The organism is Kitasatospora sp. NPDC092286, assembly GCF_044755565.1.
GTDB lineage: Bacteria > Actinomycetota > Actinomycetes > Streptomycetales > Streptomycetaceae > Kitasatospora.
Map to the genome: position 1 here is coordinate 1 of NZ_JBIVRD010000044.1, position 25,185 is coordinate 25,185.

Annotated in this window: 25 protein-coding genes and 1 pseudogene; 14 read left to right on the forward strand and 12 right to left on the reverse strand. The window is 72.2% G+C overall.

The genetic code is table 11. The features are described from left to right. Positions 1-271 (forward strand): annotated as a pseudogene (locus ACIQIB_RS32450) (ubiquinol-cytochrome c reductase cytochrome b subunit); the annotation flags it as partial. A gap of 101 nt (positions 272-372) precedes the next feature. Next, positions 373-753, forward strand: coding sequence for a GntR family transcriptional regulator (locus ACIQIB_RS32455; protein WP_400658990.1), 381 nt, complete (start codon positions 373-375; stop codon positions 751-753). A 77-nt stretch (positions 754-830) separates the two neighbouring features. Here ACIQIB_RS32455 and ACIQIB_RS32460 read toward each other — a convergent pair whose 3' ends face one another. From ACIQIB_RS32460 to coxB, 4 genes are all read right to left on the reverse strand, one after another. Continuing rightward, on the reverse strand, positions 831-2,090 hold the full coding sequence (locus ACIQIB_RS32460) for an Ig-like domain-containing protein (RefSeq protein WP_400762409.1): 1,260 nt from the start codon (positions 2,088-2,090) through the stop codon (positions 831-833). Positions 2,091-2,260: 170 nt separating this feature from the next. Next, entirely contained in the window at positions 2,261-2,680 is a 420-nt protein-coding gene (locus ACIQIB_RS32465) for a cytochrome c oxidase subunit 4 (RefSeq protein WP_363611371.1), read from the reverse strand. Continuing rightward, positions 2,680-4,455 carry a cytochrome c oxidase subunit I gene (gene ctaD, locus ACIQIB_RS32470; RefSeq protein ID WP_400658994.1) on the reverse strand — a complete coding sequence of 592 codons (1,776 nt, stop codon included), beginning with the start codon at positions 4,453-4,455 and terminating at the stop codon, positions 2,680-2,682. Before ctaD ends, ACIQIB_RS32465 begins: the two co-directional genes overlap by 1 nt. Continuing rightward, positions 4,452-5,306 carry a cytochrome c oxidase subunit II gene (gene coxB / locus ACIQIB_RS32475; RefSeq protein ID WP_363611373.1) on the reverse strand — a complete coding sequence of 285 codons (855 nt, stop codon included), beginning with the start codon at positions 5,304-5,306 and terminating at the stop codon, positions 4,452-4,454. The genes ctaD and coxB overlap by 4 nt, the downstream gene beginning before the upstream one ends. Before the next feature lie 338 nt (positions 5,307-5,644). On the opposite strand from coxB, the gene ACIQIB_RS32480 reads away from it, so the two are divergent. Further along, complete coding sequence (locus ACIQIB_RS32480; RefSeq protein ID WP_400762445.1) at positions 5,645-7,114, forward strand: cysteine desulfurase/sulfurtransferase TusA family protein; 1,470 nt, start codon at positions 5,645-5,647, stop codon at positions 7,112-7,114. Here ACIQIB_RS32480 and ACIQIB_RS32485 read toward each other — a convergent pair. Continuing rightward, on the reverse strand, positions 7,107-8,084 hold the full coding sequence (locus tag ACIQIB_RS32485; protein ID WP_363611377.1) for a carbohydrate kinase family protein: 978 nt from the start codon (positions 8,082-8,084) through the stop codon (positions 7,107-7,109). The two genes, ACIQIB_RS32480 and ACIQIB_RS32485, sit on opposite strands and share 8 nt — an antisense overlap. A 246-nt stretch (positions 8,085-8,330) precedes the next feature. Here ACIQIB_RS32485 and ACIQIB_RS32490 point away from each other — a divergent pair, with 246 nt between their 5' ends. Then, positions 8,331-8,549 (forward strand): hypothetical protein, encoded by a 219-nt coding sequence (locus tag ACIQIB_RS32490; protein WP_363611379.1) that lies wholly within the window; start codon positions 8,331-8,333, stop codon positions 8,547-8,549. A 127-nt stretch (positions 8,550-8,676) separates the two neighbouring features. After that, positions 8,677-9,369 (forward strand): hypothetical protein, encoded by a 693-nt coding sequence (locus tag ACIQIB_RS32495; RefSeq protein WP_400762412.1) that lies wholly within the window; start codon positions 8,677-8,679, stop codon positions 9,367-9,369. Positions 9,370-9,445: 76 nt separating this feature from the next. Here ACIQIB_RS32495 and erpA read toward each other — a convergent pair whose 3' ends face one another. Then, positions 9,446-9,799, reverse strand: coding sequence for an iron-sulfur cluster insertion protein ErpA (gene erpA / locus ACIQIB_RS32500; protein WP_030391519.1), 354 nt, complete (start codon positions 9,797-9,799; stop codon positions 9,446-9,448). Between the two features lie 243 nt (positions 9,800-10,042). Between erpA and ACIQIB_RS32505 the strand changes: the two genes are divergently transcribed. Beyond that, positions 10,043-10,915, forward strand: coding sequence for a GNAT family N-acetyltransferase (locus tag ACIQIB_RS32505; protein ID WP_363611383.1), 873 nt, complete (start codon positions 10,043-10,045; stop codon positions 10,913-10,915). Positions 10,916-11,014: 99 nt separating this feature from the next. On the opposite strand, the gene ACIQIB_RS32510 is transcribed toward ACIQIB_RS32505, so the two are convergent. The 3 genes from ACIQIB_RS32510 to ACIQIB_RS32520 all read right to left on the reverse strand — a co-directional run bounded on the left by ACIQIB_RS32510 (position 11,015) and on the right by ACIQIB_RS32520 (position 14,120). After that, positions 11,015-12,382 carry a pyridoxal-dependent decarboxylase gene (locus ACIQIB_RS32510; protein WP_363611385.1) on the reverse strand — a complete coding sequence of 456 codons (1,368 nt, stop codon included), beginning with the start codon at positions 12,380-12,382 and terminating at the stop codon, positions 11,015-11,017. 221 nt (positions 12,383-12,603) lie between these two features. Next, positions 12,604-13,068 carry an Lrp/AsnC family transcriptional regulator gene (locus ACIQIB_RS32515; RefSeq protein WP_363611387.1) on the reverse strand — a complete coding sequence of 155 codons (465 nt, stop codon included), beginning with the start codon at positions 13,066-13,068 and terminating at the stop codon, positions 12,604-12,606. Positions 13,069-13,196: 128 nt separating this feature from the next. Further along, positions 13,197-14,120: an NADP-dependent oxidoreductase gene (locus tag ACIQIB_RS32520; protein WP_400659001.1), complete on the reverse strand. Its 924-nt coding sequence runs from the start codon at positions 14,118-14,120 to the stop codon at positions 13,197-13,199. 190 nt (positions 14,121-14,310) lie between these two features. Here ACIQIB_RS32520 and nadA point away from each other — a divergent pair, with 190 nt between their 5' ends. Further along, positions 14,311-15,492, forward strand: a complete 1,182-nt coding sequence (nadA, locus tag ACIQIB_RS32525; RefSeq protein ID WP_400762413.1) for a quinolinate synthase NadA — start codon at positions 14,311-14,313, stop codon at positions 15,490-15,492. Between the two features lie 91 nt (positions 15,493-15,583). Here the strand turns inward: nadA and ACIQIB_RS32530 are convergent, their stop codons facing one another. Then, complete coding sequence (locus tag ACIQIB_RS32530; protein WP_363611391.1) at positions 15,584-15,877, reverse strand: hypothetical protein; 294 nt, start codon at positions 15,875-15,877, stop codon at positions 15,584-15,586. 37 nt (positions 15,878-15,914) lie between these two features. After that, complete coding sequence (locus tag ACIQIB_RS32535) at positions 15,915-16,715, reverse strand: PspA/IM30 family protein (protein ID WP_363611393.1); 801 nt, start codon at positions 16,713-16,715, stop codon at positions 15,915-15,917. 300 nt (positions 16,716-17,015) lie between these two features. Between ACIQIB_RS32535 and ACIQIB_RS32540 the strand changes: the two genes are divergently transcribed. Together ACIQIB_RS32540 and ACIQIB_RS32545 are read left to right on the forward strand one after the other, a co-directional pair. Further along, positions 17,016-17,615 carry a DUF3043 domain-containing protein gene (locus ACIQIB_RS32540; protein WP_363611395.1) on the forward strand — a complete coding sequence of 200 codons (600 nt, stop codon included), beginning with the start codon at positions 17,016-17,018 and terminating at the stop codon, positions 17,613-17,615. Positions 17,616-17,788: 173 nt separating this feature from the next. Then, positions 17,789-18,529: a class I SAM-dependent methyltransferase gene (locus ACIQIB_RS32545; RefSeq protein WP_400762446.1), complete on the forward strand. Its 741-nt coding sequence runs from the start codon at positions 17,789-17,791 to the stop codon at positions 18,527-18,529. Between the two features lie 4 nt (positions 18,530-18,533). On the opposite strand, the gene ACIQIB_RS32550 is transcribed toward ACIQIB_RS32545, so the two are convergent. Then, on the reverse strand, positions 18,534-18,734 hold the full coding sequence (locus ACIQIB_RS32550; protein WP_363611397.1) for a hypothetical protein: 201 nt from the start codon (positions 18,732-18,734) through the stop codon (positions 18,534-18,536). Between the two features lie 170 nt (positions 18,735-18,904). On the opposite strand from ACIQIB_RS32550, the gene cobU reads away from it, so the two are divergent. The 5 genes from cobU to lpdA all read left to right on the forward strand — a co-directional run bounded on the left by cobU (position 18,905) and on the right by lpdA (position 25,144). Continuing rightward, positions 18,905-19,480 carry a bifunctional adenosylcobinamide kinase/adenosylcobinamide-phosphate guanylyltransferase gene (gene cobU, locus ACIQIB_RS32555; RefSeq protein ID WP_400762415.1) on the forward strand — a complete coding sequence of 192 codons (576 nt, stop codon included), beginning with the start codon at positions 18,905-18,907 and terminating at the stop codon, positions 19,478-19,480. A 25-nt stretch (positions 19,481-19,505) separates the two neighbouring features. Further along, the gene (gene cobT / locus ACIQIB_RS32560; protein ID WP_363611399.1) at positions 19,506-20,621 is read left to right on the forward strand and encodes a nicotinate-nucleotide--dimethylbenzimidazole phosphoribosyltransferase; all 1,116 of its coding nucleotides are present in this window, start codon (positions 19,506-19,508) and stop codon (positions 20,619-20,621) included. 117 nt (positions 20,622-20,738) lie between these two features. After that, positions 20,739-21,548, forward strand: a complete 810-nt coding sequence (locus tag ACIQIB_RS32565) for an adenosylcobinamide-GDP ribazoletransferase (RefSeq protein WP_400762417.1) — start codon at positions 20,739-20,741, stop codon at positions 21,546-21,548. A gap of 300 nt (positions 21,549-21,848) precedes the next feature. Further along, positions 21,849-23,351, forward strand: a complete 1,503-nt coding sequence (locus ACIQIB_RS32570; RefSeq protein ID WP_400762419.1) for a leucyl aminopeptidase — start codon at positions 21,849-21,851, stop codon at positions 23,349-23,351. 404 nt (positions 23,352-23,755) lie between these two features. Next, complete coding sequence (lpdA, locus tag ACIQIB_RS32575) at positions 23,756-25,144, forward strand: dihydrolipoyl dehydrogenase (RefSeq protein WP_400762421.1); 1,389 nt, start codon at positions 23,756-23,758, stop codon at positions 25,142-25,144. The last annotated feature ends 41 nt before the right edge of the window (positions 25,145-25,185 follow it).

Sequence of the window (25,185 nt, forward strand, 5' to 3'; positions counted from 1 at the left end):
CGGCGTCATCAAGCGCCTGCCGCACGGCGAGTTCGTCGAGGTGCACGCGCAGCTGCCGCAGGCCGACCTGCACAAGCTCACCTCGCACGAGCAGCGTGAGCCGTTCGAGCTGCCGGCCGAGACGGACGAGAACGGCGTGGCCCGCAAGGCCGGCATTCTCACCCGCACCCGGGCGAAGCTCTCCCGCGGCTTCTACGGCGAGGGCAGCCAGATCCCCAAGCCCACCGCCGAGGAGCACCACGAGATCACCAGCGGCCACGGCCACCACTGATCCCGTACGCACCCCGCGTCACACCCGAGGGCCGCTGACCAGAGTTCTTCTGGTCGGCGGCCCTCGGGCTTTCCCGTCTCCGCCCATCGTCAGGAGTCCCCGTGCAGCTGTCCGTCGACCCCGCCGCCGCCACTCCCCCGTTCGAGCAGATCCGTGTCCAGATCGCCGAGCAGGCCCGGACCGGCGAGCTGCCGACCGGGCTGCGGCTGCCCACCGTCCGGGCCCTGGCCGAGGAGCTCGGGCTGGCCCCGGGGACGGTGGCCCGTGCCTACCGGGAGCTGGAGGCGGACGGCGTGGTGGAGACCCACGGCCGTCGCGGCACCCTGATCGCCGCCGCCGGTGACACCGCCCACCGGCTGGCCTCGGCCGCCGCCGCCGAGTACGCCGAGCGGGCCCACCGGCTCGGGCTGCCGCGGGCGGACGCCCTGGCGGCCGTGGAGACCGCCCTGCGGCTGGCCTACCAGGGACCCGAGGACGTCTGAGGGACCCGCGGGACCTGGGCGGCCCGGAGGGGGTCCAGAGGGGTCTGCGGGGTCCTGAAGGGGCCTGGGCGGCCCCGCTACAGCTCCGGCCGGATCATCCCGGTGGCGGGGGCCTGGGCGGGCGGGAGGGTGGTGCTGACGGGCTGTCCGAGGGCGCTGCGCTTCACCCACTCGTCCCAGGAGACGTTCCAGTCCCCGAAGCCGTTGCCGAACGGCTCCATGCCGGTGCCGCGGCTGTTGACCACCGTGACGAGGTCGCCCACCCGGGTGTTCTGGTAGAACCACTTGGCGTTCTCGGTGCTCATGCCGGTACAGCCGTGGCTGACGTTCTCCAGGCCCTGCGAGCCCACGGACCAGGGCGCGGCGTGCACGTACTCCCCGCTCCAGGTCACCCGGGTGGCCCACTCCACGTTGAGGTCGTACGCCTCGGAGCTGCCGGCCGCTATCCCGATCGTCTCGCCGTTCATCCGTACCACGCGCTCCTGACCCAGCACGACCTTGATGCCGTTGCGGGTGTCGAAGCCGGGCTTGCCGGTGGTCACCGGCACGGTCCGGACCCGCTCGCCGCCGCGCATCAGGGTGAGTTCGTGGGCCGCCGCGTCGATCACCGACTCCACCCGCTCCCCGATCCGCAGGGTCAGGGAGCTGCGGTCGCCGCCGTAGAGGCCGTCCGAGATCCGGCTGCCGGTGCCCTCGAAGGCCAGGCCGACGGCGGTGCCGACCGGCCAGTAGTTCTCCGGCCGGAAGTGCAGCTCCTTGTCGTTCACCCAGTACCAGCCGCCGGTGACGGCGGGCTGGGAGGTGACGGCCAGGGCCCGCTCGACCTCCTGGCGGGCCTGCGGCTCCTTCACCGCCTCGGAGAGCTGGACGGTGAGCGGCTGGCCCACTCCGTAGACACCGCTGCCGGAGGAGTCCGGGCCGAGCTTGGCGGTGAGCAGGCGCTGCCCGGCCAGCGTGGTGAAGCCGGCGGTGGTCTCGCCGCGCCCGCCCTTGCCGTCGTCGGCGGCGATCCTGACGGTGTAGGCGGCGGCCGCCTTCAGCCGGCCGGTGGTCTGCCAGCTGCGCTGGTCCTCGGCCAGCCGGCCGGCCACCACCCGGCCGTCCGGGCCGACCACGGTGACGTCGGTCAGGCGGCTGCCGCGGACCGCGGTCACGGTGACGGGCTGGGCCGGGTCCACCGTGCGGTCGGCCGAGAGGCGCACCAGCGGCGCCGCGTCGACCTTGTGGAGCGGGCCGGCGGCGCCCCGGCCGCCGGACGTGCAGGCGGCCAGTGGGGTCAGTACTGCGAGCGCCAGCGAGATGCTGCCGATACCTGCGATTCCGCGCCTGCCGGCCATGACCGCCTCCGTAGGGGTCGCACGATTGAGTCAGATCGTAGGAAGGGTCGGGGCGGAAGCGACATCGGAGCGCCGTTCCATTGGGCCGGCGGAGTGAGGCCGTCACTCCGGGGACGCAACAGGGCCGGGTATCCCGTGCGGGATACCCGGCCCTGTGCGAGAGAGACCTGTTACTGGTTCTGGTTCTCGCCCCGGTAGAACTCGAAGACCCAGCCGTACAGGCCGATCAGGATCACCGGAATCGACCAGAACATCAGCCACCAGCCGAAGACCACACCGAGGAAGGCGAGCGCACCGCCGACCGCGAGCGAGAGCGGCTGCCAGCTGTGCGGGGCGAAGAAGCCCAGCTCGCCGGAGTCGTCCGCGACCTCGGCCTCGGGGTTGTCACCCGCGCCGCTGTCCACCCGGCGGGCGGTGAAGGCGAGGTAGTACCCGATGAAGGCGCTCAGTGCGAAGGAGAGGAACAGCGCGGTGGTACCGGCAGCCTCGACGCCGTGCTCGGAGGAGTTGCTGGTCCACAGGCCGTAGGTGATCGCCATCGCGAGCATGAAGACCGACAGGCCAAGGAAGATCTTTCCCTGTTCCTTCATCAGGCGTCGCCTTCCTTCTTACCCTTGCCCAGCTGCGGGTTGTCGTACTTCACCGGGGTGACACCGGCGAAGTGCTTGGCCGGCTCACCGTGGTTCTCCAGGTAGTCCAGCGCGGCGATCTCCGGGTGGTGGAGGTCGAAGGCCGGGGATTCGGAGCGGATCCGGGGCAGGGTGACGAAGTTGTGCCGCGGCGGCGGGCAGGAGGTCGCCCACTCCAGCGAGCGGCCGTAGCCCCACGGGTCGTCGACCTCGATCTTCTCGCCGTACTTGGCGGTCTTCCAGACGTTGTACAGGAACGGCAGGATCGACAGGCCGAGCAGGAACGAGCCGATGGTCGAGACGGTGTTCAGGGTGGTGAAACCGTCGGCGGCCAGGTAGTCGGCGTAGCGGCGGGGCATGCCCTCGGCGCCGAGCCAGTGCTGCACCAGGAAGGTGGAGTGGAAGCCGAAGAACAGCGTCCAGAAGGTGATCTTGCCGAGGCGCTCGTCCAGCATCTTGCCGGTCATCTTCGGCCACCAGAAGTGGAAGCCGGCGAACATCGCGAAGACGACGGTGCCGAAGACCACGTAGTGGAAGTGGGCGACGACGAAGTACGAGTCCGAGACGTGGAAGTCGATCGGCGGGGAGGCGAGCAGAACGCCCGTCAGACCACCGAAGAGGAAGGTGACCAGGAAGCCGACCGTCCAGAGCATCGGCGTCTCGAAGCTCAGCGAGCCCTTCCACATGGTGCCGACCCAGTTGAAGAACTTCACACCGGTCGGGACCGCGATCAGGAAGGTCATGAAGGAGAAGAACGGCAACAGCACTTGGCCGGTGACGTACATGTGGTGCGCCCACACCGTCACGGACAGACCGGCGATCGCGATGGTGGCCGCGATCAGGCCGGAGTAGCCGAACATCGGCTTGCGGCTGAAGACCGGGATGATCTCGGACACGATGCCGAAGAACGGCAGCGCGATGATGTACACCTCGGGGTGGCCGAAGAACCAGAAGAGGTGTTGCCAGAGCAGCGCCCCGCCGTTGGCCGGATCGAAGACGTGTGCCCCGAACTTTCGGTCCGCCTCCAGGGCGAACAGCGCGGCGGCCAGGACCGGGAAGGCCAGCAGGATCAGCACGGCGGTCAGCAGGACGTTCCAGACGAAGATCGACATCCGGAACATCGTCATGCCGGGCGCGCGCATGCAGATGATCGTGGTGATGAAGTTGACCGCACCGAGGATCGTGCCGAAGCCGGAGAAGGCCAGACCCATGATCCACATGTCGGCGCCGACGCCCGGCGAGCGGACCGCATCCGACAGCGGGGAGTAGGCGAACCAGCCGAAGTCGGCTGCACCCTGCGGGGTGACGAAGCCGGCCACCGCGATGGTCGAGCCGAACAGGTACAGCCAGTAGGCGAACATGTTCAGACGCGGGAACGCCACGTCCGGGGCGCCGATCTGGAGCGGCATGATCCAGTTCGCGAAGCCGGCGAAGAGCGGCGTCGCGAACATCAGCAGCATGATCGTGCCGTGCATCGTGAACGCCTGGTTGAACTGCTCGTTCGACAGGATCTGGGTCCCGGGACGAGCCAGCTCGGCGCGCATGACCAGGGCGAGGATGCCACCGATCAGGAAGAAGGCGAACGACGTGCCCAGGTAGAGGGTGCCGATCGTCTTGTGGTCAGTGGTCGTCAGCCACTTGATGATGGTCGAACCCGGCTTCCGGGTCCGCTGCGCCCCGACCGTGACGGCCCCGGCGCCCCCGCCGGCCGCGGCGGGCTCGTTGAGGATGGTCACTTCTCTTCACTTCCCATGGTCGTGATGCCGGAGGGCACCGCGCCGGTCTGACCCTTGGCCCGGAGGTCCGCCAGGTGCTTGTCGTACTCGGCGCGGTCGACGACCTTGACGTTGAACAGCATGCGCGAGTGGTCGACGCCGCAGAGCTCGGCGCACTTGCCCATGTACTCGCCCTTGACGGTCGGGGTGACCTCGAACTTGTTCACCACGCCCGGGACGACATCCATCTTCATCATGAAGCTGATGGGCCAGAAGTCGTGGATGACGTCCCGCGAGGTGAGGCGGAACTGCACCGTCTCGTCGACCGGCAGGTACAGGGTCGGCACCTCCTTGGGGGTGCCCACGTCGTACGCGGCGTCCTTGTTGGCCGGGTCGGGGGTCTCGGTGTTCTCGTAGTTGAACGCCCAGCTCCACTGGAAGCCCACCACGTTGACGGTGTGCTGCGGCTTCTCGGAGACGGCGATCAGCTTCGTCTCGTCGCGGGCGACGAAGTAGAAGAGAACCGACACGATGATGATGGGGACCGCGGTGTAGAGCGCCTCGATGGGCACGTTGTACCGGGTCTGCGGGGGGACCTGCACACCGGTGCGGCTGCGCCGGTGGAAGATCACGCTCCAGATGATCAGACCCCACATCAGTACGCCGACCACCAGCGCCGCGATCCAGGAACCCTGCCACATCTGGAGGACCATCGGTCCTTCCTTGGTGACGGGGCTCGGGAGGCCAAGCCTGGGGAGGTCGTTGGCCGAGCAGCCGGTGGCGGTCGCGATGACGAGGCCCAGTGCCAGCGCCTGAGGCAGCTTCCGCCGCATCGTGCGCCGCGGCGAGCGGTCGGAGCCGTTGGGACTCACGTAGCGCCTTCCCGAAGTCTCGCCCGCCTTCGCGTCGCCCCGCGGAGGTTTGTGAGCCTCCCCGGCGACCCGTCCACGGGCACGGTTTGAATGCTTATGCGGGCCAAACCCTACTCCAGCCTTATGCGCTGCTGACGGGCAGGTCCCGGTAACGCGCCGCCCGGCCACCCGATCAGGCCCCGCAAGGGCTGCGTCGCAGGTCATCGTAGGCATTAGGGGTCCGTACGCCCGATCGGGGGATGACCTCGGACAACGCGGGTGACGGTCCGTCGGAAGCGGACGAATCGGGCATTCGGGGTGATCGACTGACGGCCGTTAAGCGGCGGTGGGAGGCCGGAATGCGTTCGGGTGTGTCGTTAAATGTGACCGTGTACTTCGATGTGGCTTCCACCGCGCCGCTCCACCCCGTCGCGCGGCAGGCGTTGACCGCCGCTCTGGACGAGGGGTGGGCCGATCCGGCCCGGCTGTACCGGTCCGGGCGGCAGGCCCGGATGCTGCTGGACGCGGCCCGCGAGACGGTGGCCGGGGTGCTGGGCACCCGGGCCGACGAGATCGCGTTCACGACGAGCGGGACGCAGGCGGTGCACCTGGGCATGCTGGGCGCGCTGGCCGGGAACCGGCGGCGCGGCGGGCACCTGGTGCACTCGGCCGTGGAGCACTCCAGCGTGCTGCACACCGCCGAGCGATGGGCGCACCTCCAGCCTCCGGCCGGGGCGGCCGGCGGCCCGGTCTCGGTCGTCCCGGTGGACCGGTTCGGTCGGGTCTCGCCCGAGGGGTTCGCGGCGGCGCTGCGGCCGGACACCGCACTCGCCGTGCTGCAGTCCGCCAACCACGAGGTGGGGACGGTCCAGCCGGTGGCCGAGGCGGCCGAGGCCTGCGGGGACGTGCCGCTGCTGGTGGACGCCGCGCAGAGTGCCGGAAGGGTGGACGTCCCGGACGGCTGGTCGCTGCTGACGGCCAGTGCGCACAAGTGGGGCGGCCCGGCCGGGGTCGGTGTGCTGGCCGTGCGCAAGGGCGTCCGGTACGTCTCGCCGCTGCCGGCCGACGAACGCGAGGGCGGCCGGGTGCCCGGCTACGTCAACGTGCCGGCGATCGTGGCCGCGGCGGCCTCGCTGCGGGCGGTACGGGCCGAGGCGGAGCGGGAGAACGCCCGGCTGCACACCCTGGTCGAGCGGATCCGGGCCCGGGTGCCGCAGCTGGTGCCGGAGGTCGAGGTGGTCGGCGACCCGGTGCGGCGGCTGCCGCACATCGTCACCTTCTCCTGCCTGTACGTGGACGGCGAGGTGCTGCTGACCGAGCTGGACCGGGCCGGCTTCGCCGTCTCCTCCGGTTCGTCCTGCACCTCCTCCACCCTGACGCCGAGCCATGTGCTGGCCGCGATGGGCGTCCTCACCGAGGGCAACGTCCGGGTCTCGCTGCCGTTCGGGGCGGCGGAGGCGGACGTCGAGCGCTTCCTGGCCGTCCTGCCCGGCCTGGTGGCCGGCGTCCGTGCCCCGCTCGGGCTGGACCTGCCGGCCCCGGCGGAGGCAGCGGAGGCAGCGGAGGCAGTGCAACCGGAGGCGAGTGGGCAGGTCACTCTTATCAACGCCCTGGGCAAGCGCTGTCCTCTGCCCGTGATCGAGCTGGCGAAGCGGATCGGCGAGGTGCCGGTGGGCGGGACGGTCGCGGTGCTGGCGGACGACGAGGCGGCGCGGCTGGACATCCCGGCCTGGTGCGAGATGCGCGGGCAGGAGTACGCGGGCGAGGCCCCGGCCGCCGACTACGGCGGCGACCGGGGCTCGGCCTACCTGGTCCGGCGCACTACTTGAGCAGGTGCGCCCGGATGTCGGCGGTCGCCTCCGGACCGTAGGCGCCTTCGAAGCGCTGCAGGAACGCGGTCGGGCGCAGCTCGTACTCCTGGGTGCCGACGGTCTCGATCACCAGGGTGGCGAGCATGCAGCCGAGCTGGGCGGAGCGCTCCAGCTCCAGGTCCCAGGAGAGGCCCGCCAGGAAGCCGGCCCGGAAGGCGTCGCCGACGCCGGTCGGGTCGGTCTTGCTCTCCTCGGGGGCGCAGCCGACCACGATGGGGGCCTCGCCCTTGCGGTCGATCCGGACACCCTTGCTGCCGAGGGTGGTGATGCGGGTGCCGACCCGGGTGAGGATCTCGTCGGCGTCCCAGCCGGTCTTGCTCTCGATCAGCGCGGCCTCGTACTCGTTGGTGAACAGGTACGCGGCGCCGTCGACGATCTCGCGGATGTCGTCGCCCTCCAGGCGGGCCAGCTGCTGGGAGGGGTCGGCGGCGAAGGCGTAGCCGCGGGTACGGCACTCCTGGGTGTGGCGGACCATGCCCTGCGGGTCGTCGGCACCGATCAGCACGAGGTCCAGACCGCCGACCCGGTCGGCGATCGGCTTCAGCTCGATGTTGCGGGCCTCCGCCATGGCTCCGGTGTAGAACGAGGCGATCTGGTTGTGGTCCTCGTCCGTGGTGCACATGAACCGGGCGGTGTGCCGGGTCTCGGAGATGTGGACGGAGGTGCAGTCCACGTTGTTGCGCTCCAGCCAGCTGCGGTACTCGGCGAAGTCCGCGCCGGCCGCGCCGACCAGGATCGGGCGCAGTCCGAGGACGCCCATACCGAAGGCGATGTTCGGCGCGACACCGCCGCGGCGGATGTCGAGGGTGTCGACCAGGAAGGACAGCGACACGGTGTGCAGCTGCTCGGCGACCAGCTGGTCGGCGAACCGGCCGGGGAACGTCATCAGATGGTCGGTAGCGATCGAACCGGCGACGGCGATACGCACGGAAGGTCTCCTCAGGATGGCGGCATGGCCACGGAAAGCGGGCGGCGAACCCACTCACGGTACCGGGCAGAGGGCGGGCGACAGCAAGACCGCCCGAATTGGCACCGGTCGGCTCGAACGGGTACTACCTCCCGGTAGCTCTGGTGGCGGCCCGGCGGTCCGGCCTAGGGTCGCGGCAGGGGCCGGACCGGCCCTTCCAGGTCCGTGGCGGTGCGGCCACGGCACGGTGGATCGGAGCGATGGCCGATGATGCCCAGTCACCACCCCCTGCGGGTCCCTCCCGTCCCGCGGGGCGACGCGGACGGCGAGACGCTCGACGCGCTGGTTGACTCCTCCCGGCAACTGCGGCGGTTCTGGCCGCTGCTGGCCACCGGCCCGGAGCCCAGCGCCCCCGCCCACCCGGGCTTCCGCGTCCCGTCCGGGGCGCAGCGTGTGGTCGCCGGGATGGCCGACTACGGGATGTGAGCAGGCCTCGCGCGCGGCTCGGCGCGGGCACGGCGGGCGCGGGGGAACCGGAATCGTCCCGGGCACGTCAGATCCGCGCGGTGCGGCCGTGAAGGCGGCGCCGCTGAGCCCTCGGGAGGAAGTTCAGATGGATCTGGAGACGATGCCCCGGAGCCCCGGCGGTGCGCGTGCCGTCCGTCCGCGCGGACGGCGGATGGTGGCGCTGGCCGGTCTGGTGCTGGCGGCGGCGACCTCGGTGGCCGGGTGCGGCGGGGACAGCCGGGCCGCCTCGGACGCGGCCGCCGGATCGGCGCGGCCGTCGGCGAGCGCCCCGCCCACCGACGGGGCCGTGGCCCCGGCACCGGTGACGACCCCGCCGGCCGATCCCTCGGCGGACGCGCCCGAGCCCCGGCCGACCGGCCCCGCGCCGTCCTCCGTGCCGTCGGCACCGGCGCAGTCCCCGGCGCCCACTCCCCCGGGCAACGGCATCGCGGTCGGCGAGCCGGCGCCGAACGGTCCGGCGACGCACCCGGCGATCACCTACCGGGTGGACGGCGCCCGGCTGACGGTCTGGTTCTACGGCGGGATCTGCGAGAAGTACGCGCTCAAGGCGGACGAGTCCAGGCCCGGGCGGGTGGACGTGCGGGTGACGGTGGCGGCGCCGGTCCCCTCCGGGCAGGTCTGCGCCCAGGTGGCCAAGCGGCAGTCGGTGACCGCCGATCTGAAGCAGCCGCTGGCGGGCCGGGCGGTGACGGACCTCGCGACCGGCGAGGCGGTGCCGCTGGAGGCCGACCCGCACGTCGGCCCGGACCCGGCCGGGCCGGAGACCGGCGGCCGGTAGCGCGGGCCACGGACATGACGAAGGCGGCCCCGGGAGATTCCCGGGGCCGCCTTGGTGTTCACCGCCGAGCCGCTGCTCAGCTGAACGAGTCGCCACAGGCGCAGGACCCGGTGGCGTTCGGGTTGTCGATCGTGAAGCCCTGCTTCTCGATGGTGTCCACGAAGTCGACGGTGGCGCCGCCGAGGTACGGGGCGCTCATCCGGTCGGTGACGACCTTGACACCGTCGAAGTCCTTGAGCACGTCGCCGTCGAGCGAACGCTCGTCGAAGAACAGCTGGTAACGCAGGCCGGAGCAGCCACCGGGCTGGACGGCCACACGCAGTGCGAGGTCGTCGCGGCCCTCCTGCTCCAGCAGGCCCTTGACCTTGGCCGCGGCGGCATCGGTAAGGAGGATGCCACTCTCGACGGTGGTCTCGTCCTGGACGGTCATCTGCTTTCTCCCGGTCTTGACGACGGTCTGCCGCCAGTGCCAACCAGCAGCCGCCCGAATTCATTTCCGGGACGGCGGGTGGATTTCACAGGTCTCTGGCGGCGGAATTTCCGTGGGCCGGGTGTGCTACCCGCTCCCTACGTTCCCCATGCTCGCACAACCGGCGGGGCTCGGTCACCGCCCGAGGTGCCGATCCGGGCGAACGGGCCCCGCGCGAGAGGCCGGGCGGCCAGGATGGTGGGCATGATCCTGCGCCTGGTCCAGGACACCACCGCCGACGCGGAGGCCGTCCAGCACATCGCCCGCGCCTCGTTCGCCTCGCTCGCCGATGCCCCCGACGGCATGCCCGGCGCCCCGCCCTCACCGGTCTACCAGGCGGCCCGGACCAGGCATCTGGTGCGCACCGACCCGCAGGGCTGCTGGCTGGCGGAGAGCGGCGGCGAACCGGTCGGCGCGGTGCTGTCGCTGCGGCGCGAGGGGCTGTGGATGCTCGCGCTGTTCGTGGTGCGGCCCGAGGCGCAGGGCAAGGGCGTCGGGCGGTTGCTGCTGGAGCGGGCCGCCGCGTACGGGCGGGGCTGTCTGCGCGGGATGCTCTGCGCTTCGCCGTCCCCCGCGGCCGCCCGCCGCTACCGGCTGGCCGGCTTCACGCTGCACCCGACGATGCGGCTGGCCGGCCGGGTGGACCGGTCCGGGCTGATCGACCCCGGGGACATCCCGGTGCACCGCGGCAACTCCACCCACCGGCATCTGCTGGACTCGGTGGACCGGCGGCTGCGCGGCGCCGCGCACGGACCGGACCACGAGCTGATGCTGGGCCACTTCGAGGAGCTGCTGGTCGCCGACGCGCTGGCCGGCAGCGGCTACTGCTACCGGGACGGCGCCGAGGTGAAGCTGCTGGCCGCGACCTCGAAGCGGATAGCCGTCCGGCTGCTGCGCGAGGCGCTGGCCCGGGTGCCGGACGGGGAGCAGGCCCGGGTGGAGTACCTGACCGCCGAGCAGGAGTGGGCGCTGGACGTCGGCCTGGAGCTGGGGCTCACGCCGCAGACCCGCGGCTATCTGGGCCTGCGCGGGATGCGCCCGCCGGCGCCGTACCTGCCGAACGGCGCCCTGTTGTAGCCGTCGTCCGCGGCCCGGACCCCCGACGCGTGAACCCCCGCCGGGCGGCCCGGCGGGGGTTCACGGAGCGGTCGGCCCGGAGGGGGCGGACCACAGCGGTCAGACCATGGTGTCCAGGATCTCCCGGACCATCTCCATCGTGGTGCCCGGGTGCAGGAAGGCGAAGCGGGCGACCGTCTCGCCGTCCCAGCCGGTGGGGGTGACGAAGCCGACCTGGTCCGCGAGCAGCTGCTGCGACCAGCGGTAGTAGTCGTCGTTGGTCCAGCCCTTGCGGCGGAAGCAGACGGCGGACAGCTGCGGGTCGATCAGCAGCTCCAGGTGTTCGCTGTCACGGATGACCTGGGCGGTGTCCCGGGCCAGCGTGAGGCCGGCCTCGATGGCGTCGGTGTACGCCTGGGTGCCGTGCACGGCGAGGGAGAACCAGAGCGGCAGGCCGCGGGCGCGCCGGGTCAGGTGGTAGGCGTAGTCGGTGGGGTTCCACTCGTCGCCCTCGGTGTGCAGCACGTCCAGGTAGGAGGCGTCCTGGGTGTGCACGGCGCGGGCGAGCTGCGGGTTGCGGTAGATCAGCGCGGCGCAGTCGAACGGGGCGAACAGCCACTTGTGCGGGTCCACCACGAACGAGTCGGCGTGCTCGATGCCGTTGTAGCGCTCGCGGACGGAGGGGGCGAACAGGCCCGCGCCGCCGTAGGCGCCGTCCACGTGGAACCAGAGGCCGCGCTCGCGGGTGACCTCGGAGAGGCCCTGGAGGTCGTCGACGATGCCCTCGTTGGTGGTGCCGGCGGTGCCGACGACGGCGATCACCGTCTCCGGGTGGGGGTCGGCGGCCAGGGCGGCGCGCAGCGCCTCACCGGTGAAGCGGCGGTCGACGGTGGGGACCTTGAACGCCTCGACACCGATGATGTTGAAGGTGTTCTTGACCGAGGAGTGCACCTGGTCGGCGACGGCGATCCGCAGCCGGGTCTCCGGCCCCACGCCCAGGCGGCGGCGGGCGGTGTCGCGGGCGACCACCAGGGCGGAGAGGTTGCCGGCCGAGCCGCCGGAGACGAAGGTGCCGCCGGCCGTGTCCGGCAGGCCGGCCCGGTCGGCGATCAGGCGCAGCACCTGGTTCTCGGCGGCGATGGCGCCGGCCGCCTCCAGCCAGGAGATGCCCTGGAGGGAGGCGCAGGAGACGACCATGTCGAAGAGGAGCGCGGCCTTGGTGGGGGCGCACGGGATGAACGAGAGGTAGCGCGGGCTGTCGGCGGAGATCACCGCGCGGGAGAGCTCGTGGTCGTAGAGCTTCAGCACGTCGGCCGGGCTGTTGCCGTCCGGGTTCAGCAGGCCGGCCAGCTGGGCGCGCAGGTGCTCGCCGTCGCCGGGGTGGTCGAGCGGGACGGGGTCGTACTGCAGCCGCTCCCGCATGTAGTCGAATACCAGGTCGACCAGCTCGTTGTCGGGCCGGTGCATGCGGTCGGGGGCTGCGGACACGGATGTCCCTCTCGGCTGTGGGGTGTCGGGGGAGGTCCGGTCGCGCGGGACGTTCCCACCGCGCCGCCGGACGTGATCAGCGTAGGCAGCCGGGGGCCTTCGCCGCGCGTCGGAACGCGGCTGGTCAGGCAGGTTTCGAGCGTCTTCGCCGACCCTCGCGCAGGTTTCCTGCACGAGCGGCCGGGCGCCCTTCGCGGGCCGTTCTCCGGGCCGCTGCCCGGTCAGCCGATGAGCTGGGAGAGGACCACCGAGGATCGGCTGCGCTGGACGCCGGGCTCCTTGCGGATGCGCTCGATGACGGCCTCCAGGTGCCGCATGTCGGGGGCGCGCAGGTGTACCAGGGCGTCCGGGTCACCGGTGACCGTCCAGGCGGCGACCACCTCGGGGAACTGGCGCAGGCTGGCGAGGATCTCCTCGGGGGCGGTCCGCTCGCGGCAGTAGACCTCGACGAAGGCCTCGGTCTGCCAGCCGAGCACCGAGGGGTCGAGGACGACGGTGAAGCCGCGGACCACGCCGCGGGCCCGCAGCCGGTCGATCCGGCGGCGGACGGCGGTGGCGGAGAGGTTGACCTGCGCACCGATCTCGGCGTACGAGGCGCGGCCGTCGCTGCCCAGCCGGGCGAGCAGGAGGCGGTCGGTCTCGTCCAGGGCGGCCCCGACCGTCTCGTGCGCTGGGCTGCTGCTCATCGGTGCGGGGCTCCACTGGTCGTACGGGATCGGCGGGGCTGGGGCCGCCGAAACGGTTCGCCACCATTCTGGCGGATGACAGGAGTGAGTCCACCGCTGACAGATGACGGGCCGCGGTACGCCGCCGCTCAGCCCGTCAGGAGAACGATCTTGCCCCGGGTGCGGCCCTCGGCGCTGAGCGCCTGGGCGGAGGCGGCCTGGGCGAGCGGGAAGGTCGAGGCGACCGTGACGGTCAGCCGCCCGTCGTCGGCCAGGGCGGCGAGTTCGGCCAGACCGGCGGCGTCGGGGCGGACCCAGACGTAGCGGCCGCCGCGCGCGACGACGCCGTAGTCGGCGACCGAGGCGATCCTGGCCGGGTCGGCGACCAGGCCGGCCGAGACCTCGACGGCGCCGCCGCCGACCAGGTCGAGGGCCGCGTCCACCCCGCCGGGGGCGAGCGCCCGGACCCGGTCGGCCAGGCCCTCGCCGTGGGCGACCGGCTCGGCGCCGAGCCCGCGCAGATAGTCGTGGTTGCGCTCGCCCGCCGTGCCGATCACCCGGGCGCCGAGCGCCCTGGCGATCTGGACGGCCAGGTGGCCGACGCCGCCGGCCGCGGCGTGCACCAGCACGGTGTCGCCCGCCGTGACCCGCAGCGCCTTCAGGCCCTGGAGGGCGGTGAGCCCGGCCAGCGGCAGGCCGCCGCTCTGCGCCCAGTCGAGCGCGGCGGGCCTGCGGGCCAGGGTGCGGACCGGGGCGGCGACCAGCTCGGCGTAGGTGCCGTGCTCGACGGCGTCCTTGCGGATGTAGCCGTAGACCTCGTCGCCGGGGGCGAACTCGGTGACCCCGCCGCCGACCGCGCGGACCACCCCGGCCGCGTCCCAGCCCATCACCAGCGGGAAGTGGACGTCCAGCAGCCCGTCCAGGTGCCCTTCGCGGATCTTCCAGTCCACCGGGTTCACACCGGCCGCCCTGACCTGCACCAGCACCGAGTCGGGCCCGACCTTGGGGTCGGGCAGATCGGTGTACTCGACCACCTCGGGGCCGCCGTAGCGGCTGATCGCGATTGCCTTCATGGCGACAGCCAACGCGATCGGGCCCGGATATCGATTCGGCCACGCCGGGAAGCGTCCGAACCGGCGAGCGGTTCTCGTCACATCGACAGGACGGCCATCGTCAGTCTGACGCTAACCGGTTATCATAGATAACGTCAGATAGACGAGAAGGCTGCACCGACCGATCGGCCGCACAGAAGGGCACCCGCCCGTGACCACCACCACCGAGACCTACGGCGTCGACCCCACTCCGACGCCGCTCGCTCTGCTGCTGCTCGGCCGTGAGGCCGATCCGAACAGCGAGCGCGGCGTCGAGTGCCCCGGCGACCTTCCCGCCGCCTCCGACCCGGACCTCGTCGAGCGCGCCCGCGTGGCCAAGGCCGCACTCGGTGACCGCGTCTTCATCCTCGGCCACCACTACCAGCGCGACGAGGTGATCGAGTTCGCCGATGTCACCGGCGACTCCTTCAAGCTCGCCCGCGACGCGGCCGCCCGCCCGGAGGCCGAGTACATCGTCTTCTGCGGCGTGCACTTCATGGCCGAGTCCGCGGACATCCTCACCAGCGACGCCCAGCAGGTCGTACTGCCCGACCTCGCGGCCGGCTGCTCGATGGCCGACATGGCCACCGCCGAGCAGGTCGCCGAGTGCTGGGACGTGCTCACCGACGCCGGCATAGCCGACGTGACCGTCCCGGTCTCGTACATGAACTCCTCCGCCGACATCAAGGCCTTCACCGGCCGGCACGGCGGCACCATCTGCACCTCGTCCAACGCCCGGCGGGCTCTGGAGTGGGCCTTCGAGCAGGGCGAGAAGGTGCTCTTCCTGCCCGACCAGCACCTCGGCCGCAACACCGCGGTGCGCGAGATGGGCTACTCGCTGGACGACTGCGTCCTCTACAACCCGCACAAGCCGAACGGCGGGCTGACCACCGAGCAGCTGCGGAACGCCAAGATGATCCTCTGGCGCGGCCACTGCTCGGTGCACGGCCGGTTCTCGCTGGACTCGGTGAACGACGTCCGCGAGCGCATCCCGGGCGTCACCGTGCTGGTGCACCCGGAGTGCAGGCACGAGGTCGTCTCGGCCGCCGACATGGTGGGCTCGACCGAGTACATCATCAAGGCGCTGGACGCCGCCGAGCCGGGCTCCAAGTGGGCCATCGGCACCGAGCTGAACCTGGTCCGCCGGCTCGCCAAGGCGCACCCGGACAAGGAGGTCGTCTTCCTGGACCGGGCGGTCTGCTTCTGCTCCACCATGAACCGGATCGACCTGCCCCACCTGGTCTGGGCGCTGGAGTCGCTGGTCGAGGGCCGGGTGCCGAACGTGATCACCGTCGACCCGGAGACCGAGAAGTACGCCAAGGCGGCGCTGGACCGGATGCTGGCCCTGCCGTAGCCCCGGTACGGGCGAACGCGCGCCAAAGGGCGGGCCCCCTCCGTGATGGAGGGGGCCCGCCCTGTGTCTGGCGTCCGGCGCGAGACGGCAGCTACTCGGGGATGCCGGGGATCAGGCCGTCACCCTCGGCCCGCAGCAGCTGCCGGACCTCGTCGATCGTCGCGTCGGCATTCGGAAGGATCAGGTCGGACGGATCCAGCGAGTCCAGCGGCACCGGGGTGCCGAACTCCTTCACCGCGCCGAGCAGTTCTGCGAGCGCCCGCCGGAAGTGTTCCTCGTCCCCCGACTCCAGTGCGGCGAGAAGCTCCTCGTCGAGCTCGTTGAGCCGGTTCAGATGGTCGTCGCCGACCCTGAACTGCCCCTCACCCATGACCCTCATGATCATGCCGTGCGTCTCCCTGGTTCGTGGGGTGAAGCTCAGATCACTTGTTGTAGTTGATGCGCGGGGTGTCCTGCGGATGCGCGTCCTGCGGCTTGCCCTGCTCGATGGCCTGCGGACCGGCGGACGGCGAGCCGCCCGTCAGCTCGGCCTTCATCCGGGCCAGCTCCAGCTCGACGTCCGAGCCGCCGGCCACCCGCTCCAGCTCCGCCTCGATGTCGTCCTTGCGGCCGAGCCCGCTGGCGTCGTCGAGCGCGCCGGAGGCCAGCAGCTCGTCGATGGCGCCCGCACGGGCCTGCATCTGGGCCGTCTTGTCCTCGGCCCGCTGGATCGCCAGGCCGACGTCGCCCATCTCCTCCGAGATCCCCGAGAAGGACTCGGCGATCCTGGTCTGCGCCTGGGCGGCGGTGTAGGTGGCCTTGATGGTCTCCTTCTTGGTACGGAAGGCGTCCACCTTGGCCTGCAGCCGCTGGGAGGCGAGCGTGAGCTTCTCCTCCTCGGCCTGGAGCTGCTGGTACTGCGTCTCCAGGTCGGTGATCTGGGACTGCATGTTGGCCTTGCGGGTCAGCGCCTCGCGCGCGAGGTCCTCGCGGCCGAGCGACAGCGCCTTGCGACCCTGGTCCTCGTACTTCGCGGACTGCTGCTGAAGCTGGGTCAGCTGGAGTTCCAGGCGCTTGCGCGAGGTGGCTACGTCCGCGACGCCGCGACGTACCTTCTGCAGCAGCTCGAGCTGCTTCTGGTACGAATAGTCGAGCGTCTCACGCGGATCCTCCGCCCGGTCCAAGGCCTTGTTCGCCTTGGAGCGGAAGATCAGCCCCATACGCTTCATGATTCCGTCGCTCATGGGCCTCGGGTGCCCCCTTCTCCGGCCTGCGGTCTCTATCTCGTTACCAGACACGACGAGTGTATGTGCAGCGAGCCCTTCGCCGCAGTGCACCTGCCTGCAACAAGAGTGCTACAGCAATCCGCGCCACTGCCTCATCCCCGGGGTGGATCCGCCCCTCATTCCACCAACCGTCCATCGGAGTGATCCCCTACGGGAAGGCACCCTGAACCTCGCGTCGGACACGGGCGCCGGGGATCGATATGCGTTTGGGTCCAAGGGCACCGGAAGAAGCGCGCCCGCACCCCGTACGCTGGGGGTGTGTTCCGACGCCGTTCAGATGATGCCGCCGCCTCCGCCGCCGTGCTGGAGAAGCAGGACGAGACCACCCAGCCCCGCGACCCGCAGGCGAAGAAGGGCAGGCCCACGCCCAAGCGCAGTGAGGCCGAGGCTCACCGGCGTACCCGCGTGAGCGTGCCCAAGGACCGCAAGGAGGCCGCCCGCCAGTCGCGCGAGCGGATGCGGGCCGAGCGAGAGAAGCAGCGCACCGCGCTGCTGGAGGGTGACGAGCGCCACCTGCCGGCCCGTGACAAGGGCCCGGTGCGCAAGTTCGCCCGCGACTACGTGGACGCCCGCTGGTCGCTCGCCGAGTTCTTCCTGCCCGCGGCCGTGGTCATCCTGGTCCTCAGCATCGTGAAGGTGCCGGCCCTCCAACTGCTCTCCACCCTGCTCTTCCTGCTGTTCTTCGTCCTGGTGATCCTGGACTTCGTCCGCCTCGGCTTCGGTCTGCGCAAGCAGCTCGCCGAGCGTTTCGCCGGGCAGAACACCCGCGGCGCGGTCGCGTACGGCCTGATGCGCATCCTGCAGATGCGCAGGCTGCGGCTGCCCAAGCCGCAGGTGCGGCGCGGGGAGAAGCCCTGACCGCCGAGCCGGTGGACTCCGGCTGGGCCCCCCCGACCTGGGAGGGGCCCGGCCTGTACGCACTGCCGGGCCAGGGCGGCGGCGGCCACGACCGTCTCGGCGCCCACGACCGGCAGGCGCACGAGCGGCTGCCCTCGCGCAGCGGCTCCTTCGCCGGCGGCACCGGCCCCTGGCTGGAGCGACTCGGCGGCCTGCGCAACCTCGTCCGGCAGGAGCTGGTCGCCCGGCAGCTCACCGAGCAGCTGGCCGGCCGGACGACGCAGCGTGTTCTCGACATCGGCTGCGGCCAGGGCACCCAGGCACTGCGCCTGGCCCGGGCCGGCCACTTCGTCACCGGTATCGACTCCGACCCGGTCGCGCTCGGTGTCGCCCAGGGGGCGCTGGCCGCGGAGCCGCCCGAGGTGCGCGGCCGGATGCAGCTGCTCAGCGGTGACGGCCACCAGTGCGGACGCTGGTTCGGGCCGCGCAGTTTCGACGTGGTGCTCTGCCACGGCGTACTGATGTACCTGCCGGACCCCGATCCGATGATCGCCTCACTGGCCCGGCTGCTGGCGCCGGGCGGGCTGCTCTCGCTGCTGGTCCGCAACCGCGACGCGCTGGCCCTGCGGCCCGCCGCCGCCGGGGACTGGCGGGCCGCCCTGCACGCCTTCGAGAGCGACCGCTACTACAACCGGCTCGGCCTGGCCGCCCGCGCCGACCGGCTCTCCGACCTCTCCGTCACCCTCTCCGAGGTGTCCGTCCCGCTGAAGCACTGGTACGGCGTGCGGGTCTTCACCGACAACGCGCCCGACGACGCGACGGCGCCGGTGGACGGGCGGCAGCTGGCCCAGCTGCTGGAGGCCGAGGAGCGGGCCGGCCGCACCGACCCGTACCGGCAGGTCGCCGCGCTGCTGCACGTCCTCGGGGCGAAGTGAGCCGTTACGCCTCGTGCAGGCTCATCGCGTAGACCACCCGGTCGTCGTCGAGCAGCACGGCGGTGTCGACGCCGTCCTCGACCAGCTGCTTCCAGCTCTCCCCGATCCAGGTCTCGGCGTCGCCCTGGCCGGCGAACTCCTCCTGGCCCTCGCCCGGGGCCACCACGGTGCCGTCCGCCTTCTCGTACCGCCACGTCCAGACCATGACCGGTTCTCCTCACCCGACGACGCTACCGACGCTTGTGACGCTGTGTGCTGTGTGCTGTGTGCTGCGCACCTTAGCCTGCCCGGTCCGATCTTCCCTATGCCTCGGCGCGGTGCCGGCCGGGCGGCTCGGCGGCCGGCCGGACGGCGCGGTCGGGCAGGATGGGGCGCATGGCAGCCCACCCCGCACTCCCCCGCACCCTGATCCTCGGCGGCGCCCGCTCCGGCAAGTCCACCCGGGCCGAGCAGCTGCTCGCCGGCGACCCGGATGTCCTGTACGTGGCCACCGGCGGCACCCGGGACGGCGACGCCGAGTGGGCACAGCGGGTCGCCCTGCACCGCGAGCGGCGGCCGGGGAGCTGGCGCACGGCCGAGACCTGTGAGCTGGAGGCGGTCCTGGCGGACCGCGCCGACCCGGCACCGGTCCTGATCGACTGTCTGGCGCTCTGGCTGACCGCGGTGATGGACGAGTGCGGCGCCTGGGACGACGAGGTGTGGGCGGCCGGCGGCGAGGCCGCGGTCGGGCGGCGCTGCGAGGCGCTGGCGCGGGCCTGGGCGGCCACCGGTCGCCGGGTCGTGGCGGTCAGCAACGAGGTCGGCATGGGCGTCGTCCCGGCGACCGCCTCGGGCCGCCGCTTCCGCGACACCCTGGGCCGGCTGAACATGGCGGTGGCGGACGCCTCGGAGCGTGTGCTGCTGGTCGTGGCCGGGCAGGTTCTGACGGTCAAGCCCGCCGCAGACCGATGACCGGCGGCGTGTAGCCTTCCGACCGATGGACACGACCGTGGATCTCGATACGTTCTCCTCGCTCGTCGAGCGCCCCGACGAGAGCGCCCGGCGGGCCGCCGAGGAGCGCTGGCAGGCGCTGGACCGGCCGCGCGGCGGGCTCGGCAGGCTGGAGGAACTGGGCAGCTGGCTGTCGTCCGTGCAGGGGCGCTCCCCGGTGCGGCCGCTGTCGGCGCCCAAGGTGGTGCTGTTCGCGGCCGACCACGGAGTGGCGGCCCTCGGGGTGTCCCGGCTGCCCGCCAAGGGCGGCACGGCCGCCCGGGTGCAGGCGGTGCTGGACGGCACCGCCCCCGTCGCCCTGCTCGCCCGGCGCTTCGGCGCCGAGGTGCGGGTGGTGGACGTGGCGGTGGACGCGGACCCGTCGGACTTCCCCGACGAGGTGGTCGCCCACCGGGTGCGGCGCGGCTCGGGCCGGATCGACGTCGAGGACGCGATGACGCCCGAGGAGACCGTCAGGGCGTTCCGGGCCGGCATGGCCGTCGCCGACGAGGAGGCCGACGCCGGCACCGACCTGGTGGTGCTGGGCGACCTCGGGGTCGGCGCGACCACGGTGGCGGCGGTGCTGGTCGGCGCGCTCTGCGGGACGGACGCCGCCGCGGTGACCGGGCGCGGCTCGGGCATCGACGACCGGGTGTGGATGGTCAAGTGCGCGACCGTCCGGGACTCGCTGCGGCGGGCCCGGCCGGTGCTCGGCGACCAGCTGGCGCTGCTCGGTGCCACCGGCGGCGCCGACTTCGCGGCGATCACCGGCTTCCTGCTCCAGGCCGCCGCGCGCAAGCTGCCGGTGGTGCTGGACGGCGTGGTCTCCTCGGCCTGCGCGCTGGTCGCGCAGCGGATCGCCTTCCGGGCGCCGGAGTGGTGGCGGGCCGGGCAGTCCAGCGGCGAGCCGGCCCAGGCCAAGGCGTACGACCGGCTCACCCTGACCCCCTTGCAGGAGCAGGGGATCATCATGGGCGAGGGCGTCGGCGCGCTGATGGCGCTGCCGCTGTTGCAGGCCGCGGCGGACACCCTGGCCGAGCAGACGCCCGTGCCGTTCGTCCCGGCGGCGCCGAAGGAACTGCCGAAGCTGCCCTCGGCGACCGAGCTGCTCGGCCGGCTCTGACCTCCGCCGCCACCCTGACGACGGTGCGGGGCAAGGCCGTTGACGGGGTGGTGGAAGACCGGGGCGCGCCCCGGCGAACGAACGGCCCCGGCGAGCGGGCGTAAGGAGCGGTGGGCGATGCCGGACAAGATGCCGGACAAGTCGCCGACGGCACCGGCCGGCTGGGGCGAGGGGCTGCGGTTCGCCTTCGGCACGCTGTCGGTGCTGCGGGTCCGGGTCGAGCGCTGGGACCGCCCGGCGGCGGCCCGGGCGATGGCGGCGGCCCCGGTGGTCGGGCTGGTGCTGGGTGCCTTGGCGGCGGCCGTGGGGGCGCCGGCCGCCTGGCGGGCCGGCGGGCCGCTCGGCGCGGTGGTCGCGGTGGGCGTACTGGCCGCGCTGACCCGGGGGTTGCACCTGGACGGCCTCGCCGACGTCGCCGACGGCCTGGGCAGCGGCAAACCCGCCGAGGACGCACTGCGCATCATGAAGCAGTCCGACATCGGGCCGTTCGGCGTACTGACACTCGTCCTGGTCCTGCTGGCCCAGATCGCCGCGCTGGCCGGACAGTTCGACGCCGGTGCGGCGCACGGCGCGCTCGCGGTGCTCGCCTCGGCGACGGCCGCGCGATGCGCGCTCGCCTGGGGGTGCGCGCGGTCGGTGCCGGCCGCCCGGCCGGGCGGGCTCGGCGCGATGGTGGCGAGCACGGTGCCGCCCGCCACCGCCCTGCTGTCCTCGGCCGCCGCGGCGCTGCTGCTGGCCGCTCTCGGCGCACTTGACGGATGGTCAGTTCTCCGGCTGCCGACTGCTGTTGCGGTCGGCCTGGGCTGCGCCTGGCTGCTGCTGCGGCGCTGCGTCCGGCGGTTCGGCGGGATCACCGGGGACGTCCTCGGGGCGATGGCGGAGACCGCCGCGACCGGCTGCCTGCTGACCCTGGCGCTGCTCGGCTGAGGCCGACGGCCGCACACCCTACCGAAAGGCGGGATACCGGGCGACGCGTGATCCCAGCATGCGGACTACCATGCGGGGAGCACCGCAGCCCTGCACCGTCGCAGGTCCTGCCCGCCCGGCGCGCGTTGAGGAGCCGGGGCCTCTGATGTGTGCGGCCGCCGCGACCGGCGGGCGCCCGCGCCAGGGGCCCCGGACCCGGCGCACGACGGGCGGAACGACCCGCGCGGCGGCCCCGGGCTGTGCCGGTGCGTCAGCCGCGCCGTGACCGGCCGTGGACCGCGAAAGAACAGGACGCATTACGTGACTGCATTGTCTGTGAGCACCTCCTCCGCCGCCTCGCTGCGCGCGGACGCCCTGGTGATCGGTGTGGCGAAGGGCCCGAAGGGCATTGTGCTGGCCCCCGGCTCCGAGGCCGTGGCCGAGGCGTTCGAGGGCAAGCTGGCCGAGGTCCTCACCACCCTGGGCGCGACCGGCGCCGAGGGCGAGGCCGTCAAGGTGCCCTCCCCCGCCGGCCTGAAGGCCGCGCTCGTGCTCGCGGTCGGCCTCGGCGAGGCCGCCGACGGCGGCTACCCGGCCGAGGCGCTGCGCTGCGCCGCCGGTGTCGCCGCCCGCACCCTGGCCGGCGCCAAGAAGGCCGCGCTGGCGCTGCCGGCCGAGTCCGCCGACGAGGTCGAGGCGGTCGCGCTGGGCGGCCTGCTCGGCGCGTACACGTTCGGCACCTACAAGAACAGCGGCGCCAAGGAGCCGGTCGGCGAGCTGGTCCTGCTCGTCGCCCGCAAGGGCAGCAAGGACGCCAAGGCCGCGGTCGAGCGCGCCCTGGCCGTCGGCGAGGAGATGAACCGCGCCCGCGACCTGGTCAACACCGCCCCGAACGACCTGAACCCGAAGGGCTTCGCCGCGATCGCCCAGGCCGCCGGCAAGGAGCACGGCCTCAAGGTCGAGGTGCTGGACGAGAAGGCGCTGCTCAAGGGCGGCTTCGGCGGCCTGCTGGGCGTCGGCAACGGCTCGGCCAACCCGCCCCGGCTGGTGAAGGTGGCGTACACCCACCCGAAGGCCAAGGCGAGCCTGGCGTTCGTCGGCAAGGGCATCACCTACGACTCGGGCGGCATCTCGCTGAAGCCGGCCGGCCACAACGAGACCATGAAGTGCGACATGGCGGGCGCCGCCGCGGTGTTCGCCGCCGTGGTCGCCGCCAAGCGCCTGGGCCTGGCCGTCAACGTCACCGGCTGGCTGGCGCTGGCGGAGAACATGCCGTCCGGCTCGGCCACCCGCCCGGGCGACGTGCTGAAGATGTACGGCGGCAAGACCGTCGAGGTGCTGAACACCGACGCCGAGGGCCGTCTGGTGCTGGCCGACGCGATCGTGCGGGCCGGCGAGGAGAACCCGGACGTCATCGTCGACGTGGCGACGCTGACCGGCGCGATGATGGTGGCTCTGGGCAACCGCACCTTCGGTGTGATGGCCAACAACGACGAGCTGCGCGAGACGCTGCACACCGTCGCGGGCGAGGCCGGCGAGCCGTCCTGGCCGATGCCGCTGCCGGCCGAGCTGCGCAAGGGCATGACCGAGTCGACCATCGCCGACCTGGCCAACATGGGCGACCGGATGGGCGGCGGCCTGGTGGCCGGCCTGTTCCTGCAGGAGTTCGTGGCCGAGGGCATCGACTGGGCCCACCTGGACATCGCCGGCCCGGCCTTCCACGAGGGCGCGCCGTTCGGCTACACCCCCAAGGGCGGCACCGCGACCGCGGTGCGCACCCTGGTCCGCTTCGCCGAGCAGACCGCGGCGGGCGCCAAGGCCTGATCCGAGGCCTGAGCGGACGGGGCCCGGCGCGGTTGCGCCGGGCCCCGTCGGCTTCCCACCCGCGGTTACCTGCGGGTAGGGAACGAACCCGCGGTGTGCACTCTTGTTCGCTACTGGCGAAACTTTGTTCCACAGTGCGGAACCCGCCACGCCCCGGCCCGCCGGGGGCGTCGGCACCACCGCCGTCAATACCGCCGTGAGCTGCGGTGATGTCCTTCCGTCGGGGGTATTCCCACCCCGGTGACCGCCCTGACGGACACCCCTGGAGCGGACCCGGACATCAGCCGCCGTGAACAAGTGCGAAGATGTATTTCCGGCACGACTGGGCGCCCCACAAGGGCTTCCCGACCCACCGGACCGTGACCGGCCCGGCGATCCACACCCCATTGCATGGAGGACGTGACGTGGCGAACGACGCCAGCACCGTTTTCGACGTAGTCATTCTCGGAGGCGGAAGCGGCGGTTACGCCGCGGCGCTCCGCGCCGCTCAGCTGGGCCAGAGTGTCGCCCTGGTCGAGAAGGGCGAGCTGGGCGGCACCTGCCTGCACCGAGGCTGCATCCCGACCAAGGCGCTGCTGCACGCCGCCGAGATCGCGGACGAGACGAAGGAGGCCGCCGAGTTCGGCGTGCTGGCCACCTTCCAGGGCATCGACATCAACGGCGTCCACAAGTACAAGGACGACGTCATCGCCGGCCTGTACAAGGGCCTGCAGGGCCTGGTGGCCTCCCGCAAGGTCACCTTCATCCAGGGCGAGGGCAAGCTCTCCTCGCAGACCTCGGTGGACGTCAACGGCCGGCGCATCGAGGGCCGCCACATCGTCCTGGCCACCGGCTCCGTGCCGAAGTCGCTCCCGGGCCTGACCATCGACGGCGACCGCGTGATCTCCTCCGACCACGCCCTCAAGCTCGACCGCATCCCGAAGTCGGCCGTCATCCTCGGCGGCGGCGTGATCGGCGTCGAGTTCGCCTCGGTCTGGAAGTCCTTCGGCGTCGACGTCACCATCGTCGAGGCGCTGCCGCACCTGGTCCCGCTGGAGGACGAGAACTCCTCCAAGCTGCTGGAGCGCGCCTTCCGCAAGCGCGGCATCAAGTTCGAGCTGAAGGCCCGCTTCTCCGGCGTCGAGTACACCGAGACCGGTGTGCGCGTCTCCACCGAGAACGGCAAGCAGATCGACGCCGACCTGCTGCTCGTCGCCATCGGCCGCGGCCCGGTCTCGGCCGGTCTCGGCTACGAGGAGAACGGCGTCGCGATGGACCGCGGCTACGTCCTCGTCGACGAGTACATGCGCACCAACGTGCCCACCATCTCGGCCGTCGGCGACCTCGCCCCGACCCTGCAGCTGGCCCACGTCGGCTTCGCCGAGGGCATCCTGGTCGCCGAGCGCCTGGCCGGCCTGAAGGCCGTGCCGATCGACTACGACGGCGTCCCGCGCGTGACCTACTCCAACCCCGAGGTCGCCTCCGTCGGCATCTCCGAGGCCAAGGCCGTGGAGCTGTACGGCAAGGAGAAGGTCGTCACCCTCAAGTACAACCTGGCCGGCAACGGCAAGAGCAAGATCCTGAAGACCGCCGGCGAGATCAAGCTCGTCCAGGTCAAGGACGGCGCCGTGGTCGGCGTCCACATGGTCGGCGCCCGCATGGGCGAGCAGGTCGGCGAGGCCCAGCTGATCTACAACTGGGAGGCACTGCCGGCCGAGGTCGCGCAGCTCATCCACGCCCACCCGACCCAGTCCGAGGCCCTGGGCGAGGCGCACCTGGCGCTGGCCGGCAAGCCGCTGCACGCGCACGACTGATCGCGCTCCCCAATCCCCCATTCCAGTACGCAAGACTTGAT

Coding starts and splice junctions, on each gene's coding strand:
- ACIQIB_RS32460 (WP_400762409.1), bottom strand. CDS start 2,090: ATGGCCGGCAGGCGCGGAATCGCAGGTATCGGCAGCATCTCGCTGGCG.
- ACIQIB_RS32465 (WP_363611371.1), bottom strand. CDS start 2,680: ATGAAGGAACAGGGAAAGATCTTCCTTGGCCTGTCGGTCTTCATGCTC.
- ACIQIB_RS32480 (WP_400762445.1), top strand. CDS start 5,645: ATGCGTTCGGGTGTGTCGTTAAATGTGACCGTGTACTTCGATGTGGCT.
- ACIQIB_RS32490 (WP_363611379.1), top strand. CDS start 8,331: ATGATGCCCAGTCACCACCCCCTGCGGGTCCCTCCCGTCCCGCGGGGC.
- ACIQIB_RS32495 (WP_400762412.1), top strand. CDS start 8,677: ATGGATCTGGAGACGATGCCCCGGAGCCCCGGCGGTGCGCGTGCCGTC.
- erpA (WP_030391519.1), bottom strand. CDS start 9,799: ATGACCGTCCAGGACGAGACCACCGTCGAGAGTGGCATCCTCCTTACC.
- ACIQIB_RS32505 (WP_363611383.1), top strand. CDS start 10,043: ATGATCCTGCGCCTGGTCCAGGACACCACCGCCGACGCGGAGGCCGTC.
- ACIQIB_RS32515 (WP_363611387.1), bottom strand. CDS start 13,068: ATGAGCAGCAGCCCAGCGCACGAGACGGTCGGGGCCGCCCTGGACGAG.
- ACIQIB_RS32520 (WP_400659001.1), bottom strand. CDS start 14,120: ATGAAGGCAATCGCGATCAGCCGCTACGGCGGCCCCGAGGTGGTCGAG.
- ACIQIB_RS32530 (WP_363611391.1), bottom strand. CDS start 15,877: ATGATCATGAGGGTCATGGGTGAGGGGCAGTTCAGGGTCGGCGACGAC.
- ACIQIB_RS32535 (WP_363611393.1), bottom strand. CDS start 16,715: ATGAGCGACGGAATCATGAAGCGTATGGGGCTGATCTTCCGCTCCAAG.
- ACIQIB_RS32550 (WP_363611397.1), bottom strand. CDS start 18,734: ATGGTCTGGACGTGGCGGTACGAGAAGGCGGACGGCACCGTGGTGGCC.
- cobU (WP_400762415.1), top strand. CDS start 18,905: ATGGCAGCCCACCCCGCACTCCCCCGCACCCTGATCCTCGGCGGCGCC.
- cobT (WP_363611399.1), top strand. CDS start 19,506: ATGGACACGACCGTGGATCTCGATACGTTCTCCTCGCTCGTCGAGCGC.
- ACIQIB_RS32565 (WP_400762417.1), top strand. CDS start 20,739: ATGCCGGACAAGATGCCGGACAAGTCGCCGACGGCACCGGCCGGCTGG.